Source organism: Streptomyces sp. NPDC001714 (assembly GCF_042892755.1).
Taxonomy (GTDB): Bacteria; Actinomycetota; Actinomycetes; order Streptomycetales; family Streptomycetaceae; genus Streptomyces.
The window spans coordinates 663,384-679,848 of the sequence record NZ_JBIAUL010000001.1 but is presented as its reverse complement, the minus strand read 5'-3'; the positions used below and the strand labels follow the sequence as shown (position 1 = coordinate 679,848).

Below are 16,465 nucleotides of genomic sequence, written 5' to 3'. Positions count from 1 at the left end.
GCGTCAGATCACCTCGGGCTGGAGGGCGGAGTGGCTCTGGCCGCCGCCGGCGGAACCGGAGAGCGTGGCCGCGCTCTGGCCCTCGCCCCCGATGCTGGTGCTGGTGCGGGTGAGCCAGCCCTGCTTGTTCATGGTGACGAAGGCGTACAGCTTGATCGGCAGCGAGATCATGATGACCACGAGGGCCGTCAGCGGCAGCAGGAAGATCTCCTGCGGGTGCCTGCGCAGGTGCGAGTAGCCGCGGACGGCTCGGCCCAGCAGCAGCCAGATCAGGGTGAGGACGACGCCGCGCGGGCTGAAGTCCAGCCGGCTCAGCAGCAGATAGCCGAGGGCCATGCCCATGGTCACCGGGGTCAGCAGGATCTGCAGCACGGTGATCTTGGTGACCAGCGGGACCCGCCACAGCCAGCCCTTGTACAGCGCGGTCAGGTAGCACCGGTAGGAGTTGCGGCTCCACCGGACGCGCTGCTTCACGAACGCCCGGAAGGACGACGGGAACATGGAGATCGCCCGCGCGGAGGACTGGTGCACGGTCTTGTAGCCCGAGGCGAGCACCAGCCAGGTCAGCCGGCCGTCGTCGCCCGCCACGCAGCGGCGGCCGAGGAAGAACTCGTTCTCCAGGTTCTCCAGCACCGGCAGGACCGCCTCGCGGCGGTAGGCGGCGGTACGGCCGGACAGACAGGCCACGGCACCGGCCCGGCCCATGGCGGGAACGTAGTCGTAGTAGCGGAGGTTGACGAGCCAGTCCGCGATACGTCGCCAGACGCTGGTCGTGCGCTGGAAGACGTTCTGCTGGGTGCCCACCCCGCCGACCTCGGGGTCGGCGAACGGCATCTGCACGGCGTCCAGGAGCCCCGGCTCCCAGCGGGTGTCGGAGTCCACCAGGACGAGGAGTTCACTCGTGGCGGCCCGTATGCCGACCCCCAGGGCGGAACGTTTCCCTCTGTGCTCGAAGGCGAGCACCCGGACCCGGGGGTCCTCCACCAGCGACAGCCGGTGCAGGACCTCGTGGTCCTCGACGTCAGGAACGATGATGATCTCGGCCGGATCCTGGGCGAGCCAGGTCTCCAGGCACTCCAGCAGGATCTCCGGGTCTTCCCGGTAGGCCGGGACCACCACGGAGACGCTGGTACGGAAGTTGTTGACGACCGGCTTGGCAAACCGCGAGAGCACCGCCCGGTACAGCCAGAGCGCCCAGACGAACAGTCCGGCAAGCCCCAGCGGCATCAGCTCTCGCCACGAAGTTTCCCCCACAGCCTCGACGATCCACGACCAGACCTGGTCGAAGAACTCGGACAAAGTTGCGCTCTCCCCCCACATGACATGACTGCCACGGCCCGAAATGCGTCAGAACCGGGCACTGCTCCAGCGATGCTAGGGGCGCTTGAGTGAACGGCGATCACACAAGACACGAACTTCACTTACAGAGTCTTCACGCCCGCCCCGCCCCAACCGTGACGGCGGGTCACATCCGTCACGGCACGAGGTGGATACTATGAGGATGATGTGAAGAGCGTGAACTCGGCTGATAAATGGCATGTTTCGACCCACCGGCCGGACAGCGCGACCCATGCGCCCCGTAAGGGGCGCTGGGGGTACCTCCGGCCGAAGGCTGGGGGAGGAACTGCCCGACCAGCCCCCACGCGCCCACCGCCGACAACGCACCCAGCGCCTTCGGCGGACCTCAGCCCCCCAGTGCCGCCCGCAGCCGCTCCGGGTCGGTGGTCGGCGCGTCACACGTGAAGTTGCGGCACACGTACGCCGCCGCCTCCCCGCCGACCAGCGGCCGCCCCGCGAGCAGCGGGAACTCGTCGCTCTCCGGAGTCCCCACGGCCACGACCGCGCCGGGCGCGGTGCCCAGAAGTGCCGTACGGTGCAGGGCGGTTGTCCGGTCGTCCGCCGTGTCCGGTCCGACGACCGCGACCTCGCGCGGACCGTCCAGCAGCGCCTCGGCGACGGCGAGCCCCCACCCGACGAAGCGCGGCACGCGCGGTCCGAGCGTCCCGACGATGCCCAACGCCCTTTCCGCTGCCGTGCGATGAGGTTCGGCGCCGGTGTGCGCCGCGTAACCGAGCAGGGCACCGGCGGCCGCGGTCCAGCCGGAGGGTGTGGCGTTGTCGGTCGGGTCCTGCGGCCGGCGGATCAACCGCTCGGCGTCGGCCGCGGTGTCGTAGAGGGCGCCGGTCTCCGGGCTCTCCTGGTCGGTGAAGCGGGCCAGGACGTGGTCGAGGAGGAGTCCCGCGAACTCCAGCCAGACGCCCTCGCCGGTCACGGACGCGAGCGCGAGGAAGCCCTCGGCGACATCGCCGTAGTCCTCCAGCACGCCCGCGTTGGCACCCACCCTGCCGTCCCGGCTGGTGCGGGCGAGCCGCGCGTGGTCGTCGAGGTGAAGCCGTACGAGGAGATCGGCGGCGCCGACGGCGGCCTCGACCAGGTCGGGGCGGTCGAAGTAGGCGCCGGCCTCGGCGAGCGCGGCGACGGCGAGGCCGTTCCAGGCGGCGACGACCTTGTCGTCCCGGCCCGGGGCAGGGCGTTCGGCCCGTGCGGCCAGCAGACGCCGCTTGACGGACTCGACCCGCCCGGCGTCGAACACACCGTCCTGCTGCGGGAGTTGCAGCACGGACTGCCCCTCCTCGAAGGTGCCCTCCTCGGTGACCCCGAAGTACCGGGCGGCCAGGTCCGCGTCGTCCTCGCCCAGGACCTCGCGGAGCTGGGCGGGCGTCCACACGTAGTACGCGCCCTCGACGTGCCGCCCGCTCCCGTCGTCGCTGTCGGCGTCCAGCGCGGAGGCGAACCCGCCCTCGCCGGTGCGCAGTTCGCGGACCATGAAGTCGGCGGTCTCCAGGGCGACCCGGCGGGCCAGCTCGGACCCGGTGGCCCGCCACAGGTGGGCGTACACCCGGCACAGCAGGGCGTTGTCGTACAGCATCTTCTCGAAGTGCGGCACGACCCAGTCGCGGTCGACGGAGTAACGGGCGAAGCCGCCGCCGAGCTGGTCGTAGAGGCCGCCCCGGGCCATCCGCTCACAGGTGTCCACGGCCATCTGCAGCGCACCCTCGGAACCGGTGCGGGCGTGGTGCCGCAGCAGGAACTCGATCACCATGGACGGCGGGAACTTGGGGGCGCCGCCGAATCCTCCGCGCTGCGGGTCGTACTCGCGGGTGAGCCCGAGCAGCGCCTGCGCCAGCTCCTGCTCACCGGGCGGCCGACCGCCCTGGTGCCCGAGCTCCCGCTGGGCGAGGTCCCGGACGATCTTCCCGGCCACCTCGGCGACCTCGTCCCGCCGGTCGGCCCAAGCGGCCCGGACCCCCTCCAGCACCTGCCGGAAGGAGGGCATGCCGTGGCGGGGGGCGGGCGGGAAGTAGGTCCCGAAGTAGAAGGGCTCCGCGTCCGGGGTCAGAAACACGGTCATGGGCCAGCCACCCTGCCCGGTGGCGGCCTGCACGGCCTCCATGTAGACGGCGTCGACATCCGGCCGCTCCTCGCGGTCGACCTTGATGCTCACGAAGTGCTCGTTCATAAAGGCTGCCGTCACCTCGTCCTCGAAGCTTTCGTGTGCGAGAACGTGACACCAGTGGCAACTCGAATAGCCGACGCTGAGCAGCACCGGAACCCCTCGCCGCCGTGCCTCCTGGAAGGCCTCCTCCGACCATGGCCACCAGTCGACGGGGTTGTCGGCGTGCTGAAGGAGATAGGGGGACGTCTCGTGAGCCAGTCGGTTCGGCATACCCCCATCCTCCCCCACGGACTCCCCCCACGGATTCCCGCTCGCCCCGCGTCGGGCCGTCTCTCAGCCGACCGCCGCCGTCTCCTCCACCTGAGCCGGGCGACGCCAGACCGGCTGCACCCGGGAATGATCCCAGGATGGATTCCCCTTCACGCCCGGACGGACGACGCAGCAGTCCAGAACGGACCGGATGGTTCCGCGTTTCTCATCCAGATCCATTTCGCCGCCCGTCCAGCGTCGACGCACGGAGTCCGCAGGCGAGGCGTGCACCGGCGCCTCGGACAACACCAGCCGCTCCAGGGCTTCGTCCGCCAGAGGCCCGCTGATACTGCACCTCCCGCACGAACGACATGTGTACGGGCCGCTCCGCCCCACATGGCTGCAGTGTGATCCTGTCCTCCTGCCAACCGAATGGCCGCGGTCCGCTGTGAGGCACCCCCCTCCACAGCTCGGGCCCAGTGCCAGTTCGCAATCGTCTGGCTTCTGACCTGCGTTTCCATGACAGCGGCTTCCAGAGACCGCACGGCCTGCAGGAGTCCTTCCTGCGTGTACGGATCACCGATGCCCCGTGGGTCGAGGTAGGCGCGCCCTTCTCGCGCGGTGAGCGCCGAGTAGAACCGGAACAAGTCCTCCGGACGGCGATACAACCGGTCGTCCGCCACACAGACCACCCCGCGGATCTCCTGGCCGTCGGCTGTGCACCCACGCGTCAGGTCCTCGATCAGGCGGTCGAATCCGGGCCTGGTCACTCCGGGCCGGGTGGCACCACGACCGTTGTCGGCGTAGGTGGCGACGACTCGGCATCCCTGCTGCTGTGCGGTCCGCTCATTGATCCGCAACTGGTGGCGTACTCCATGCCCGTCCCGCTGCCGGAAGTCCTCGGACGTACGCGCGTACGACGCAACCGGGATCAGCCCGGCCCTCTGCATCACGACAAGGTCGTTCACTGGCCCCCCATGCGACATCCAGCTCGACAGTCACAAGAACGATCGAGCGGTCTCCGGGTCACCGTGAACCCGACACGTCACCGGCCGGGCCCTGCCCGCCCTGCTCTTCCCCTCCTACTCGTCCCCGGCGTCCGGTGCCGCGTAGAAGCGCAGGTTCACCCGGCGCGCCCCCTCGGGGACGGCGTCGTCGGGGTGGCTGTAGCGGTCGAGGAGTTCCCGGTAGGCGCGGACGAAGTCGTGGAGGTCGGTCTTCGTCATCCAGGTGCCGGTGCGCTGGACCTGGGCCCAGCCCTGCGGGCCCCGGTACTCCTGGTGGGCGCGGCGGAAGAGCCTGGTGTCGACCTCGATCTTCAGGAGGGCGAGGTGCTCGGCCGCGGCGTACTCCTCCGTCGTCATCGTGGCCGGGTCGGGGGTGGTGTGACTGAAGGGCAGGCTCCGCCACCAGCGTTCCCGGCCGCCCGACTTCTCGGGGATCTCCTCGATGAGCTTCTGCTCGGCGAGTTTGCGCAGGTGGTAGCTGGTGGTGCCGGAGCTCTCGCCGAGTTCGCGGGCGAGCACGGTGGAGTTGGCCTCGCCGTGCCGGCCGAGGTAGTCGAGGATCCGGCGGCGCAGGGGGTTGCCGAGGGACTTGTAGAGGGCGGTGCGTTCGAGGCTGGTCGGCTCGGGGGGTACGGCGGGCATCTCACCGTGCGCGGCGGGCTTCTCGCGCGGGGCGGCGGGCTTCTCGGCGGGTGCGGCGGGCTCGGGTGGTCCGGCCGTCCGGGGCGTGCCGTCGGTCATGCGGCCACCGTAACCCGGCGCCCCTGAGACAACCCTGAGCCTCCCCGACCCTTCCCCGACGTCTGCCGAATTTTCTTTGCAGAATTTTCTCTGCGATCTAGCGTGAAGCCATGGCCCGGCAATGGCGGAGGACCCGTGCGATGCACAGGTTCCACAGCCACGTATCCGGAACAAGGCGAGGGGGATCAGGTGTTGGACGGGTTGACGGCGACGCAGACTCGAAGGACGAAGCGGATGAGGCGGCTGAAGCGGTGGGCACTGATCCTTCTCGGATCGTCCGCCGTGCTGCTCGTGCCGTGGATGGTGGTGCTGGCGCTGACGCTGCCCACCAAGACCGAGGTGCACAACTGGGCGGTGGCCTGGATCGGGCTGGACGTCCTGATGGCGGCGGGGTGCGCGGCGACGGCGGTTCTGGGTCTGCGGGGCGACGCCCGCGCCCGGCTCACGGCGTCGGCGACGGCGTCGGTCGCGGTCCTGGACGCGTGGTTCGACATAACGACGTCGGCGGTGGGCACCGAGCTGCTGGAGGCACTGGCGAGCGCGGTGGCGGAGGCGGGGCTGGCAGCGGCCTGCGTGTACCTGGCCCTCTCCAAGGGGTGGGGCCGGCTGCCCGCCCAGCCCGGGCCGACCGCCCGGTAGTTTCCTCGATCCGGATCCCGCTATGCCCGCGCGACCTTGACCTGCCGCCCTGGTCCGGGCGCCCTCTGTGTCATACGTCACCGTCCTCGTTCCAGGTGCCGGCTTCGGTCGCGCGGTAAGTGGGGAGCTCGTCGAAGCTTCGGCCGGCCCGCGTTCTCGGCGATCGGCACCCGCCGAATTCCGCGCCGGGCATTCCCTCGCCGCATGAGGGTTGTGTCACCGGTCGGCAGAGCCGAAGCCCCGCTGCTGTCCGCCTGCCGTCTCGAAGACCTCCGTGCCAGGGGACCACCACCGAACCCTCACCGGCCGTCTGATCGTCGCCCCCTCGCCATCGCGACCCTTCGCAAGGACACTTGTGGACAAAGGAGTTGCCGCTGGAGGGGGACGGAACATGCGGGACGCCCACCGGGCGGAAGCCGATCGGCTGCTGGTGCGGGCCGTGGAGGAGGAGGTCCGCCGCTCGGGCGGCCGCGTCGACGGGCAGGTGCTGCTGACCCGCGCACGCGGCGAGCTCGGGGAGTTGGAGCGGACCGCCGCCGAGGAGTACACGGCGTACACCCACGCCCTCGACGAGACGGAGGCGGGCCGGCCGAGCTTCGGCCGGCGCTACGCCAAGGAGGGCTCCGGAACACCCCTGCTGGTCGCGGCCGTCGCGGCGGTCGCCGCCACCGTCGCCGACCTCTCCCTGGGCACCGGGGCGGCCACGGCGCTCGGCGCGGGCGTGGCCGTCGGGGTGATCGGGGCGGCGGCCACGGTCGTCAAGGTCGCCGGTTCCCATCTGCCCGCCGCTCATCACCACGCCGGCGCGGCCGGTCAGCCCGGCGGCCCCGAGCAGCTGCGGCTGCAGTGGCTGACCGCGCTGGAGGTCCGGGGCATCCGGCCCTTCCTCGATCAGCAACGGGTGCTCAGCGCCTCCACGGGGCCGAAGAAGCAGGGGCCGGGGCTGCGCGGCGCGGACAAGAGCGCGGCGGCCCGCAGGCGTACGGTGCTGCAGCAGTCGTTCGGTCAGCTCCCCGACGCGGACCGCCCGTTCGCCGGCCGGCAGCAGGAGCTGGCGCGGATCCGGCAGTGGGCGCAGGCGGCCCGGGCGGCCACGGAGACCCGGCCGACGGTCGTGGTCCTGCACGGGGAGCCCGGCTCCGGCCGGACCGCCCTCGCGGTCCGGGCCACCCACGAACTGAAGGACCTCTTCCGGGGCGCGGTCGTGGTGGACCTGCGCGGGGACAGCCGGGAGGAGCCGCCGCTGCCCACCCGGGACGCCCTGCTGCATCTGCTCAACCGGCTGGGAGCGCCGCGCGAGCAGCTGCTGTTCCGTGAGCGTTCCTCCGCCGACCAGCAGGTCAAGCGGCTGAGCGAGCTGTACCACCAGCACCTCACGGGTCTCCCGGTGACGATCGTGCTGGACGACGCCTCGGATCCGGAGCAGGTGCGCACCCTGGTGCCGGAGCGTTCAGACAGCCTGGTCCTGGTCACCGCCCGGGACCAGCTCGACCTGCCCGCCGACCTGCCGGCCTGGGTGCACCAGCTGCCGGTCACGGCGCTGGACGCGGCCGGGGCGGAGGAACTGCTGGACGCGGCGGCCGAGGACGCGTCGGGGCCGTACGACGCGCAGTCCGCGGACCGGATCCGGGAGTTGTGCGGCGGGCTGCCGCTGGCGCTGCGAGTGGCGGGTTCGTCGCTGGGCTCGCGTTCACCGCTCCAACTGGCCACGGACCTGGGCGCGTACGGTCCGGTCGGGCCGGTGGAGCGGGTGCTGTGGCTGCGGTACACCGACCAGCCGGAGACCGGGCGGCGGCTGCTGAGGAGGCTGGCGCTGGCGGGCCGGGCCTCGATGGGCGCGGCGGCCGCGGCCGCCCTGCTGGGCGCCGACGAGGCCGAGGCGACCCGGCACCTGGTCGCGCTCACCCGGGCCGGCCTGGTCGACCATGTCCGGGGCAGCCGCTACCGCCTGCACGACCTGGTCCGCTCGTTCGCCCAGGCCCGTCTGCTGGACGAGGAGACCCCGGCCGACCGCACGGCGGCGCAGGAGCGGCTGATCGTGAACTACGCGGAGCTGGCCGACTCGGTGCTGCGGCTGGTCGACGGCAACATGTCGACGCGCTCGGACCGGTTCAGCCCGCACGGCTTCACCTCGCTCGACGAGGCGCTGCGCTGGCTGGACGACGAGTCGAGCTTCATCACGGTGGCGCTGCGGCACGCGGAGGGCGTCGACCAGGCCGCCGTACAGAACCTGCTGGGTGCGCTGTGCGACTACTGCCTGCTGCGCGGCGACCTCTACCGGCTCGGTGAGATCAGCGAGCTGGCGCAGTCGGTCGACCAGGGTCTCCTTGTGCGCTCGGTGCAGTGGCGTACCGGCATCGCGGCCCGTCAGCTGGGCGAACTGGACAAGGCCCGCGCCACCCTCACCTCGGTCGTCGACCTCTACCTGGAGGCGCACCACGACGCCGGAGCGGCCCGCGCGCTGTGTTCGCTGGGGATCACCCTGCACCACCAGGGCCACCTCACCGAGGCCGCGGCCAAGCTCCAGGAGGCCCTCGACCTCCAGGCCGCCCCCGAGCTGGCCACCGACCGGGCGTGGACGATGCACGCCCTGGCGGCGGTACAGCGCGACCGGGCCCGGCTGCCGGAGGCCCTCGACCTGCTCACCCGCTCGCTCGTCCTGCACCGGGAGGGCGGCTCGGTGCACGGCGAGGCCTGGGCGCACTTCCAGCTCGGTCAGCTGGCGCTGCGCATGGGCGACGTACCGCGGGCGGAGCGGGAGCTGCGGGCCGCGCTGGACCGCTACGGCCGTACCCGGGACGCCCGGGGCGAGGCCTGGGCGCTGACCCAGCTGGCGCGGGCCCGGCTGGTGGACGGCGACGCGTCCCCGGCGGTCGACGGACTGCGCGCGGCGGCGGCCCGGCACCGGGAGAACGAGGACGCGCGCGGCGAGGCCTGGACGGTGTACTACCTGGGCCTGGCCCTGGAGGAGACCGGCACCCTCGACCAGGCGGTCCGCGAGCTGGAGCGCTCGCGGACCATGTTCTCCCGGATGCGGGACGTCTACGGCCTGGCCTGCGCCCGCCACCACTCGGCCCGGGTCACCCGCGACCAGCGGGCGGCCCAGACCGGCTCGCTGCGCAACTCGGGTTTCGCCCGCCAGCTCCTCGTCGACGCCCGCGCCGACTTCCAGCGCATCGGCGTGGTCCACGGCGAGGCCTGGACCTGTCTGGAGCTGGCCGTCGTCGACGCCGGCAACACCCGCACCCAGCAGGCCGTCGCCCTGTGCGACGAGGCGGTCACCCTGTTCGCGTCGTACGGCGACCGGCGCGGCGAGGACTGGGCCCGCTTCCTGCGCTGCACGCTGCTCCCCTACGCCGCGCCCGGCGGCGTGGAGGTGGGCACCGCCGTCGCCCAGGAGGACCTGGCCCAGCTCGCCCGCACCGCGCACCCGCTGCGCGACGAGAAGCTGGCCGAGTACGTCACGACGTACGGCCTGCTCCTGGAACGCGGGATACAGCTGGAGTCGGGGTGGCAGGCCTGGCGTCTGGGCATGGTGCCCAGCCGGCACGCCCGCGAGGTGATGGGCGTGCCGGTGCCGGCCGGGACGTGACGCCGGTCAGCTCTTGGGATCGGCCGCCGGTGCCTTGGAGTCCGCCCCCGGCTGGGCGGACTCCTTGAAGTCGACCTTCTGCATGTGCTTGTTCATGGACTTCATCAGGCCCCAGACCGCCAGGGCCATCACCGCGAAGACGATGAAGCCGAGGACTCCGGGGGTGACCTTGTTCTCGTCGACCTCCTTGGCGAGGGGGACGAGGTGCGTCAGTGCCAGGCTTGCGCTCATGTCAGGCATTGTCGCGGATGCCCGCAAAGAGGTCGTCCTCGGGGAGGGAGGTGTCGACGAGCGACTTCGCCAGCTCGTACTCCTCGGTCGGCCAGACCTCCTTCTGGAGGTCCAGCGGCACCTTGAACCAGCCGCCGTCCGGGTCGATCTGCGTGGCGTGCGCGATCAGCGCCTTGTCGCGGATCTCGAAGAAGTCCGCGCACGGGATGTGCGTGGTCAGGGTGCGCTCGGTGCGCTCGAACTCGTTCCACCGCTTCAGCCAGTCCCCGTAGGGCGACTCCAGGCCGCGTTCCAGCATGGCGTTGTGCAGCGCCTCGGTGCGCGGGCGGTTGAAGCCCTGGTTGTAGTAGAGCTTCTGCGGCTGGAAGACCGGCCCGAACTCGGCCTCGGGGTACTTCTCGGCGTCGGCCGCGCCCTCGAAGGCCACCATCGAGATCTTGTGGGTCATGATGTGGTCGGGGTGCGGGTAGCCGCCGTTCTCGTCGTAGGTGGTGATCACCTGCGGGCGGAACGCGCGGATGCTGCGCACCAGCTCGCCGGCCGCCTTGTCGACGTCCTCCAGGGCGAAGCAGCCCTCGGGCAGCGGCGGCAGCGGGTCGCCCTCGGGCAGACCGGAGTCGACGAAGCCGAGCCACTCCTGCTTGACGCCGAGGATCTCGCGGGCCTCGTCCATCTCCTTCTTGCGTACCTCGTGGATGTGCTCCTCGATGTACTTGTCGCCCTGCAGCTTGGGATTGAGGATGGAGCCGCGCTCCCCACCCGTGCAGGTCACGACCAGCACGTCCACCCCCTCGGACACGTACTTCGCCATGGTGGCCGCGCCCTTGCTCGACTCGTCGTCGGGGTGGGCGTGGACGGCCATCAGTCGCAGCTGGTCAGTCAAGACTCAATCCTTGGTAAGTCGGCGCCCCGGTGTCTTGGGGTGCGATCGGCGGCTTCTATAGTGACCGAATCGGGGGGCGAATAATTCCGGGGTCCGGTTCCTGAACGGGTCCGGGGTGGTTCCTGCCAGGAGGACGATCATGAGTACCGCGAGTACGCGGCTGCCCGAGGGCCGTTACGGCAGCTCCTCGGACGAGCGCGCCGACCGCAAGCTCAAGGTCGCCGGGGCGGTCCTGGGCGCGCTGCTGCTCGTCCTGGTCGGCTACTGGGCCTACCACTATGTCGTACAGAGCAAGATCAGCGCCCAGGTCGTCACCTTCGCGGCCTCGGCCCATGCGGTCGAGGTGCACCTGGAGGTCCACAAGGAATCCGGCGCCTCCGGCTACTGCACGCTGCGCTCCCAGGCGGCGGACGGCTCCGAGGTGGGCCGGGCGGACTTCCATTTCACGGGTTCCGCGACCGAGATCGACAGAGTGGTCACGCTCCGTACGACCGCCCGGGGCACCACGGCGGAGCTGCTCGGCTGCCACGCCGACTGACATCACCCGGAATACGTAGGCGCTGACCTGCGCTGACGTAATTCTGATGGCTTATGTCCTCCCCCTTCCGCCGTTGAATTGTTAGGCTCGTGGTTTCGCCCTTCCATGAAGGAACATGCTTCCGGGTAGGGCGATGCTTTGTATTCCCAGTACCGACGAGGAGCACCTGTGACCCAGACCAGCGAGAACGTCACCTGGCTGACCCAGGAGGCGTACAACCAGCTCAGGGCCGAGCTGGAGTACCTGTCTGGTCCTGCGCGCACGGAGATCGCCGCCAAGATCGCGGCCGCGCGCGAGGAGGGCGACCTGCGCGAGAACGGCGGGTACCACGCGGCCAAGGAGGAGCAGGGCAAGCAGGAGCTCCGTGTGCGCCAGCTGACCCAGCTTCTGGAGAACGCCAAGGTCGGCGAGGCCCCGGCGTCCACGGACGGCGCCGTCGCGCCCGGCATGGTGGTGACCATCGCCTTCGACGGTGACGAGGACGACACCATGACGTTCCTCCTCGCCTCGCGCGAGTACGCCAGCGCCGACGTCGAGACCTATTCCCCGCAGTCCCCTCTCGGCACCGGCGTGATCGGCCACAAGGTCGGCGAGGACGCGGAGTACGAGCTGCCGAACGGCAAGAAGGCCTCGGTGAGGATCCTGAAGGCCGAGCCCTACTCGGGCTGACCCGAACAGCCACCTGCCCCCGGCGTCCGCGGGACGCCGGGGGCCTTGTCGTTCCCTGCGGCACGCGCCGCAGCCGCCTGGTGGCTGACGGGGCATACGCGCCCGGACGCGTGATCCGGGAGGTACTGCGAGCGCTCCTGCGGGGACAGGTCACGGTCGACGGCGCGGCAGATGTTCTGAATCAGAAGGGCGGGCTGGGGCGCCGTGACAAGGCCCTCGACCCGACGGGCACCGTCCGCCTGGAGGAAGCTCAGCGCCACCTGTCGCCCAGGGCCGACTCCGGCGGCGTCGGCGTTCCGCAATCCCGACAAGCAATCCCGACAAGGGGGCCTACTCACTCCCGGAGGAATGGCCGGGAGCACTCTTCCAGGTCATGGTGACCTTCAGATGGCTGTTGGCGCTGCTCTTGCTGATCACGGCCCCGGCCTCCACCGCGAGATCGACACCGAATTCGAGCGTGATCTCGTCGGGAGCCGCCTTGCGCAGCTCGTCGCGTGCGGTGCGCGCTGCCCGGCCGACCGAACTCAGGGCTCCCTGCAGACTCTCCGGCAGATCGTGCACGACATCGCCGATCCGGCCTGCCTTCACCGGTCCGTCCCCTACGACAGGGGCTTCGACCAGGATGGAGCCGCCGTCCTCCAGAGCGATGCGAGCCAGCTGGACCACGGGTCCTCCTGCTGGGGAGTCAGGTAAATCAACTGGGGAAAATGTGGCTGCTTTCCCCTATTTTCCTCCTCTGTCGCTTCTGCGGCAAACCGCAACAGAGGGGAACTCTCCATCCGTACCGAAAGGTTGACGCTGAAACATTCCGCGGAGATTCCGGCGTCGGCACGGCGCCGGGTGATTGCGGCATTCGAACGGCCCGAATCGGGGAGCGCCGCGCGCCCAGCCGCCCGTCACCGCACCGGCGCTGCCACAGCCCCTCCGGCGGACGACTCCCGACCGGAGGGCAGCACGTCAACTCCCCTGCTGCGCAAGTGCGTTGACGAGCCTGACCACCACCCCCTCGCCCTCACGCCCGGGCTTTACACCTTCTCTGCCGCGGGCCCCAGTGGGCAGCGCCGAACTGACTCCCCCTCAGCCGGCCGCCCGACGATATTTGCGGACCGCGAGCGTCCGGAATATCGCGATGATCAGGGCCGAGTAGATCAGCGACGCCGACACCGGGTGCTGCATCGGCCAGGCCTGTGACAGGGACTGGCCGGGGTTGCCGAAGAGCACCCGGCAGGCCTGCACGGTGGCACTGAACGGGTTCCACTCGGCGATGTGCCGCAGCCACGGGGTCATGTGGGCGGTGTCCACGAACGCGTTCGAGATGAAGGTGACCGGGAACAGCCAGATCAGTCCGCTGGAGGTGGCCGCCTCGGGGGTGCGGACGGACATGCCGATCAGGGCGCCGATCCAGGTGAACGCGTAGCCGAGCAGGAGCAGCAGGCCGAAGGCGGCGAGGACCTTGCCGGCGTTGGTGTCGCCGTTGGTTCCGACGCGCCAGCCGACGATCAGGGCGACCACGGCCAGGACCACCAGGGTCAGGGCCGTCTGCACCAGGTCGGCGAGCGTGCGCCCGGTCAGCACCGCGCCGCGCGCCATGGGCAGGGAGCGGAAGCGGTCGATGAGTCCCTTGTGCATGTCGTCGGCGATACCGGCTCCGGAGCTGGCCGTCGCGAAGGTGACGGTCTGCGCGAAGATGCCGGCCATCAGGAAGTTCTTGTAGTCGACGGCGCTGGTGCTGCCGCCGATCTGCATGGAACCGCCGAAGACGTAGGTGAACAGCACCACGAACATGATCGGCTGGATCAGCCCGTAGATAATCATCTCGGGGATCCGGGACATTCGGATCAGATTGCGTTTCGCGACCACCATCGAGTCGCGGAACGACTGGGTCACGGCGTTGCCGGCGGTGGCCGGCACCCGCGCGGTGTCGCTGACGGCACTCACTTCGCGGCCTCCTTGCGGCTGCTCTTCTTGTTTCCCTGCTCGCCGTTGCCCTCGGGCTTCTCCTCGGCCACGTGTCCGGTCAGGGACAGGAAGACGTCGTCGAGGGTGGGGCGGCGCAGGGCGATGTCGTCGATCTCGATGCCCCGGGAGTCCAGCTCGCGGATGACCTCGGCGAGCAGCTTGGCGCCGCCGGTGACGGGCACGGTGAGCTTGCGGGTGTGCTCCTCGACGGTGGTGTCGCCCTTGCCGAAGCCGCGCAGCACCTCCGTGGCGGTCCGGATGTGCTCGCGCTCGTGCACCACGACCTCGACGCGCTCGCCGCCGGTGCGGGCCTTGAGCTCGTCGGAGGTGCCCTGGGCGATGACCTTGCCGTGGTCGACGACCGCGATGTCGTGGGCGAGGTGGTCCGCTTCTTCCAGGTACTGAGTGGTGAGCAGCAGGGTCGTACCGCCGGAGACCAGCTGCTGGATGACCTCCCACAACTGCTGGCGGTTGCGCGGATCGAGGCCGGTGGTCGGCTCGTCCATGAACATCACGGGCGGGGAGACGACGAGGGCGGCGGCGAGGTCGAGGCGGCGGCGCATGCCGCCGGAGTAGGTCTTGGTGGGGCGGTCGGCGGCGTCGGTGAGGTGGAACTGCTCCAGCAGTTCGACCGCGCGGGCCTTGGCCTGCTTGGCCCGCATCTGGTAGAGCTGGCCGACCATCTGCAGGTTCTCGCGGCCGGTGAGGTATTCGTCGACCGCCGCGAACTGACCGGACAGGCCGATGGAGCGGCGTACGGCGTCCGGTTGCCTGAGGACGTCTATGCCCGCGACGACCGCCTTGCCGCTGTCGGGGCGGAGCAGGGTCGTCAGGCAGCGGACGGCCGTCGTCTTGCCGGCGCCGTTCGGCCCGAGCAGTCCGAGGACCGTGCCTTCGGGGACATCGAGGTCGACGCCGTCCAAAGCCCTTACGTCGCCGAAGGTCTTGACCAGACCTTCGGCATAGATGGCGCCTGGCATATGGGTCTCCACGTCGTCGGGGATGCTGTGAGAAGGCTAGGTACGCGGCCCTCGGTCCGCCTATGGTTTTCCGCCGACGCGACTGCGGGCGGGGGCAGCGGTGGCCACGCGACACACCATAACGCGATGTATCGCGTTCGTCGACGGATTTTCCCGAACGAGTGAATGAACAGGCACTGACCTGGACGTTTTCCGCCGGGAAAGGCCCGCCGTGCTCAGGCGATGACCGTGTAACCGGCCTCACGCAGGGACCGGCCGACCTCGACGCAGTGGGCAGGCCCCTTGGTCTCCAGGTGGAGTTCGACCTCGGCCTCCGTGAGCCCGAGGCGGGGGTCGGTGCGGACATGGCTCACGTCGAGGACGTTCGCGTCGACCGCCGACAGCACCCCGAGCAGGGTGGCGAGCGCGCCCGGCCGGTCGGTCAGCCGCAGCCGTACGGCCAGGTAGCGGCCCTGGGCGGCCATGCCGTGCCGCAGCACCCGCTGCAGCAGCACCGGGTCGACGTTGCCGCCGGACAGCACGGCGACGACCGGCCCGGCGAAGGCGCCGGGATCGCCCAGCAGCGCCGCGACCGGGCTGGCCCCGGCCGGTTCCACGACCATCTTGGCCCGCTCCAGGCAGAGCAGCAGCGCGGCGGACAGCTGGTCCTCGCTGACCGTGCGGACCTCGTCGACCAGTTCCTCGACGAGCGCGAACGGCACGTCACCGGGCCGTCCGACCTTGATGCCGTCGGCCATCGTCGCCGGGTTCGCCACCGTGACCGGGTGCCCGGCCGCCAGCGAGGGCGGATACGCGGCCGCGCCCGCCGCCTGGACTCCGACGATCCGCACGTCCGGCCTGACCGCCTTCACCGCGACCGCGATCCCGGCCGCGAGCCCGCCGCCGCCGATTCCGACGACGATCGTGCCGACCTCCGGGCACTGGTCCAGGATCTCCAGCCCGACCGTACCCTGACCTGCGATGATGTCCGGGTGGTCGAAGGGGTGGATGAACACCGCGCCGGTTTCGGCCGCGTACTCCTGGGCGGCGGCCAGCGTCTCGTCGACCACCTGGCCGTGCAGCCGCACCTCCGCGCCGTACTCCTCGGTGGCGCTGATCTTGGGCAGTGGGGCGCCGTGGGGCATGAACACCGTCGAGTGCACGCCGAGCAGCGACGAGGCCAGCGCCACACCCTGAGCGTGGTTCCCGGCGCTCGCCGCGACGACCCCGGCGGCGCGCTCCTCGGGCAGCAATCCGGCGATCCGGACGTAGGCTCCGCGCAGCTTGAACGAGCCGGTCCGCTGGAGGTTCTCGCACTTGAGGTGCACCGGTGAGCCGACCAGCCGGGACAGATGCCTGCTGCCCTCCATGGCGGTCGTCCGCGCCACGCCCGTGAGCATCTTCTGGGCGCCGCGCACGTCGTCGAGGGTGACGGGGCGCAAGGAGTCAGCCGTGCTGTAGCTCATGACTCAAGTCTCGCAGTTCACAGGCCGAAGGCGCGGGTGTGACCAAGCTCCGAGACCGGTTTGCGCAGCGCCGGT

14 protein-coding genes are annotated in these 16,465 nt (G+C 70.6%); 4 read left to right on the top strand and 10 right to left on the bottom strand.

What is annotated here, in order from left to right:
* Window positions 1-3: 3 nt before the first annotated feature.
* The 4 genes from ACFY0P_RS03185 to ACFY0P_RS03170 all read right to left on the bottom strand — a co-directional run bounded on the left by ACFY0P_RS03185 (window position 4) and on the right by ACFY0P_RS03170 (window position 5,454).
* The gene (locus tag ACFY0P_RS03185; protein WP_388906680.1) at window positions 4-1,299 is read right to left on the bottom strand and encodes a glycosyltransferase family 2 protein; all 1,296 of its coding nucleotides are present in this window, start codon (window positions 1,297-1,299) and stop codon (window positions 4-6) included.
* A 385-nt stretch (window positions 1,300-1,684) separates the two neighbouring features.
* Window positions 1,685-3,727, bottom strand: coding sequence for a thioredoxin domain-containing protein (locus ACFY0P_RS03180; RefSeq protein WP_388906677.1), 2,043 nt, complete (start codon window positions 3,725-3,727; stop codon window positions 1,685-1,687).
* Window positions 3,728-3,876: 149 nt separating this feature from the next.
* Window positions 3,877-4,656, bottom strand: coding sequence for a recombinase family protein (locus ACFY0P_RS03175; protein ID WP_388907296.1), 780 nt, complete (start codon window positions 4,654-4,656; stop codon window positions 3,877-3,879).
* Window positions 4,657-4,788: 132 nt separating this feature from the next.
* Entirely contained in the window at window positions 4,789-5,454 is a 666-nt protein-coding gene (locus ACFY0P_RS03170) for an ArsR/SmtB family transcription factor (RefSeq protein ID WP_388906675.1), read from the bottom strand.
* A gap of 234 nt (window positions 5,455-5,688) precedes the next feature.
* On the opposite strand from ACFY0P_RS03170, the gene ACFY0P_RS03165 reads away from it, so the two are divergent.
* Complete coding sequence (locus ACFY0P_RS03165) at window positions 5,689-6,093, top strand: hypothetical protein (protein WP_388906673.1); 405 nt, start codon at window positions 5,689-5,691, stop codon at window positions 6,091-6,093.
* A 391-nt stretch (window positions 6,094-6,484) separates the two neighbouring features.
* Window positions 6,485-9,685: a tetratricopeptide repeat protein gene (locus ACFY0P_RS03160; RefSeq protein WP_388906670.1), complete on the top strand. Its 3,201-nt coding sequence runs from the start codon at window positions 6,485-6,487 to the stop codon at window positions 9,683-9,685.
* 6 nt (window positions 9,686-9,691) lie between these two features.
* Here ACFY0P_RS03160 and ACFY0P_RS03155 read toward each other — a convergent pair whose 3' ends face one another.
* Window positions 9,692-9,925 (bottom strand): hypothetical protein, encoded by a 234-nt coding sequence (locus ACFY0P_RS03155; protein WP_388906667.1) that lies wholly within the window; start codon window positions 9,923-9,925, stop codon window positions 9,692-9,694.
* Window positions 9,918-10,799 carry a mycothiol conjugate amidase Mca gene (gene mca / locus ACFY0P_RS03150; RefSeq protein WP_388906665.1) on the bottom strand — a complete coding sequence of 294 codons (882 nt, stop codon included), beginning with the start codon at window positions 10,797-10,799 and terminating at the stop codon, window positions 9,918-9,920. Before mca ends, ACFY0P_RS03155 begins: the two co-directional genes overlap by 8 nt.
* Before the next feature lie 139 nt (window positions 10,800-10,938).
* On the opposite strand from mca, the gene ACFY0P_RS03145 reads away from it, so the two are divergent.
* Window positions 10,939-11,337 (top strand): DUF4307 domain-containing protein, encoded by a 399-nt coding sequence (locus ACFY0P_RS03145; protein WP_388906662.1) that lies wholly within the window; start codon window positions 10,939-10,941, stop codon window positions 11,335-11,337.
* 168 nt (window positions 11,338-11,505) lie between these two features.
* Window positions 11,506-12,006, top strand: a complete 501-nt coding sequence (gene greA, locus ACFY0P_RS03140; protein ID WP_388906660.1) for a transcription elongation factor GreA — start codon at window positions 11,506-11,508, stop codon at window positions 12,004-12,006.
* Window positions 12,007-12,336: 330 nt separating this feature from the next.
* Here the strand turns inward: greA and ACFY0P_RS03135 are convergent, their stop codons facing one another.
* From ACFY0P_RS03135 to ilvA, 4 genes are all read right to left on the bottom strand, one after another.
* Window positions 12,337-12,672 (bottom strand): CU044_2847 family protein, encoded by a 336-nt coding sequence (locus ACFY0P_RS03135; protein ID WP_388906657.1) that lies wholly within the window; start codon window positions 12,670-12,672, stop codon window positions 12,337-12,339.
* A gap of 411 nt (window positions 12,673-13,083) precedes the next feature.
* On the bottom strand, window positions 13,084-13,944 hold the full coding sequence (locus tag ACFY0P_RS03130; RefSeq protein WP_388906655.1) for an ABC transporter permease: 861 nt from the start codon (window positions 13,942-13,944) through the stop codon (window positions 13,084-13,086).
* Complete coding sequence (locus ACFY0P_RS03125; protein ID WP_388906653.1) at window positions 13,941-14,945, bottom strand: ATP-binding cassette domain-containing protein; 1,005 nt, start codon at window positions 14,943-14,945, stop codon at window positions 13,941-13,943. The genes ACFY0P_RS03130 and ACFY0P_RS03125 overlap by 4 nt, the downstream gene beginning before the upstream one ends.
* A 215-nt stretch (window positions 14,946-15,160) precedes the next feature.
* Window positions 15,161-16,390, bottom strand: coding sequence for a threonine ammonia-lyase (gene ilvA, locus ACFY0P_RS03120; RefSeq protein WP_388906651.1), 1,230 nt, complete (start codon window positions 16,388-16,390; stop codon window positions 15,161-15,163).
* Window positions 16,391-16,465: the final 75 nt, after the last annotated feature.

Coding starts and splice junctions, on each gene's coding strand:
- ACFY0P_RS03180 (WP_388906677.1), bottom strand. CDS start 3,727: ATGCCGAACCGACTGGCTCACGAGACGTCCCCCTATCTCCTTCAGCAC.
- ACFY0P_RS03175 (WP_388907296.1), bottom strand. CDS start 4,656: ATGCAGAGGGCCGGGCTGATCCCGGTTGCGTCGTACGCGCGTACGTCC.
- ACFY0P_RS03170 (WP_388906675.1), bottom strand. CDS start 5,454: ATGACCGACGGCACGCCCCGGACGGCCGGACCACCCGAGCCCGCCGCA.
- ACFY0P_RS03165 (WP_388906673.1), top strand. CDS start 5,689: ATGAGGCGGCTGAAGCGGTGGGCACTGATCCTTCTCGGATCGTCCGCC.
- ACFY0P_RS03160 (WP_388906670.1), top strand. CDS start 6,485: ATGCGGGACGCCCACCGGGCGGAAGCCGATCGGCTGCTGGTGCGGGCC.
- ACFY0P_RS03155 (WP_388906667.1), bottom strand. CDS start 9,925: ATGCCTGACATGAGCGCAAGCCTGGCACTGACGCACCTCGTCCCCCTC.
- ACFY0P_RS03145 (WP_388906662.1), top strand. CDS start 10,939: ATGAGTACCGCGAGTACGCGGCTGCCCGAGGGCCGTTACGGCAGCTCC.
- ACFY0P_RS03125 (WP_388906653.1), bottom strand. CDS start 14,945: ATGCCAGGCGCCATCTATGCCGAAGGTCTGGTCAAGACCTTCGGCGAC.
- ilvA (WP_388906651.1), bottom strand. CDS start 16,390: ATGAGCTACAGCACGGCTGACTCCTTGCGCCCCGTCACCCTCGACGAC.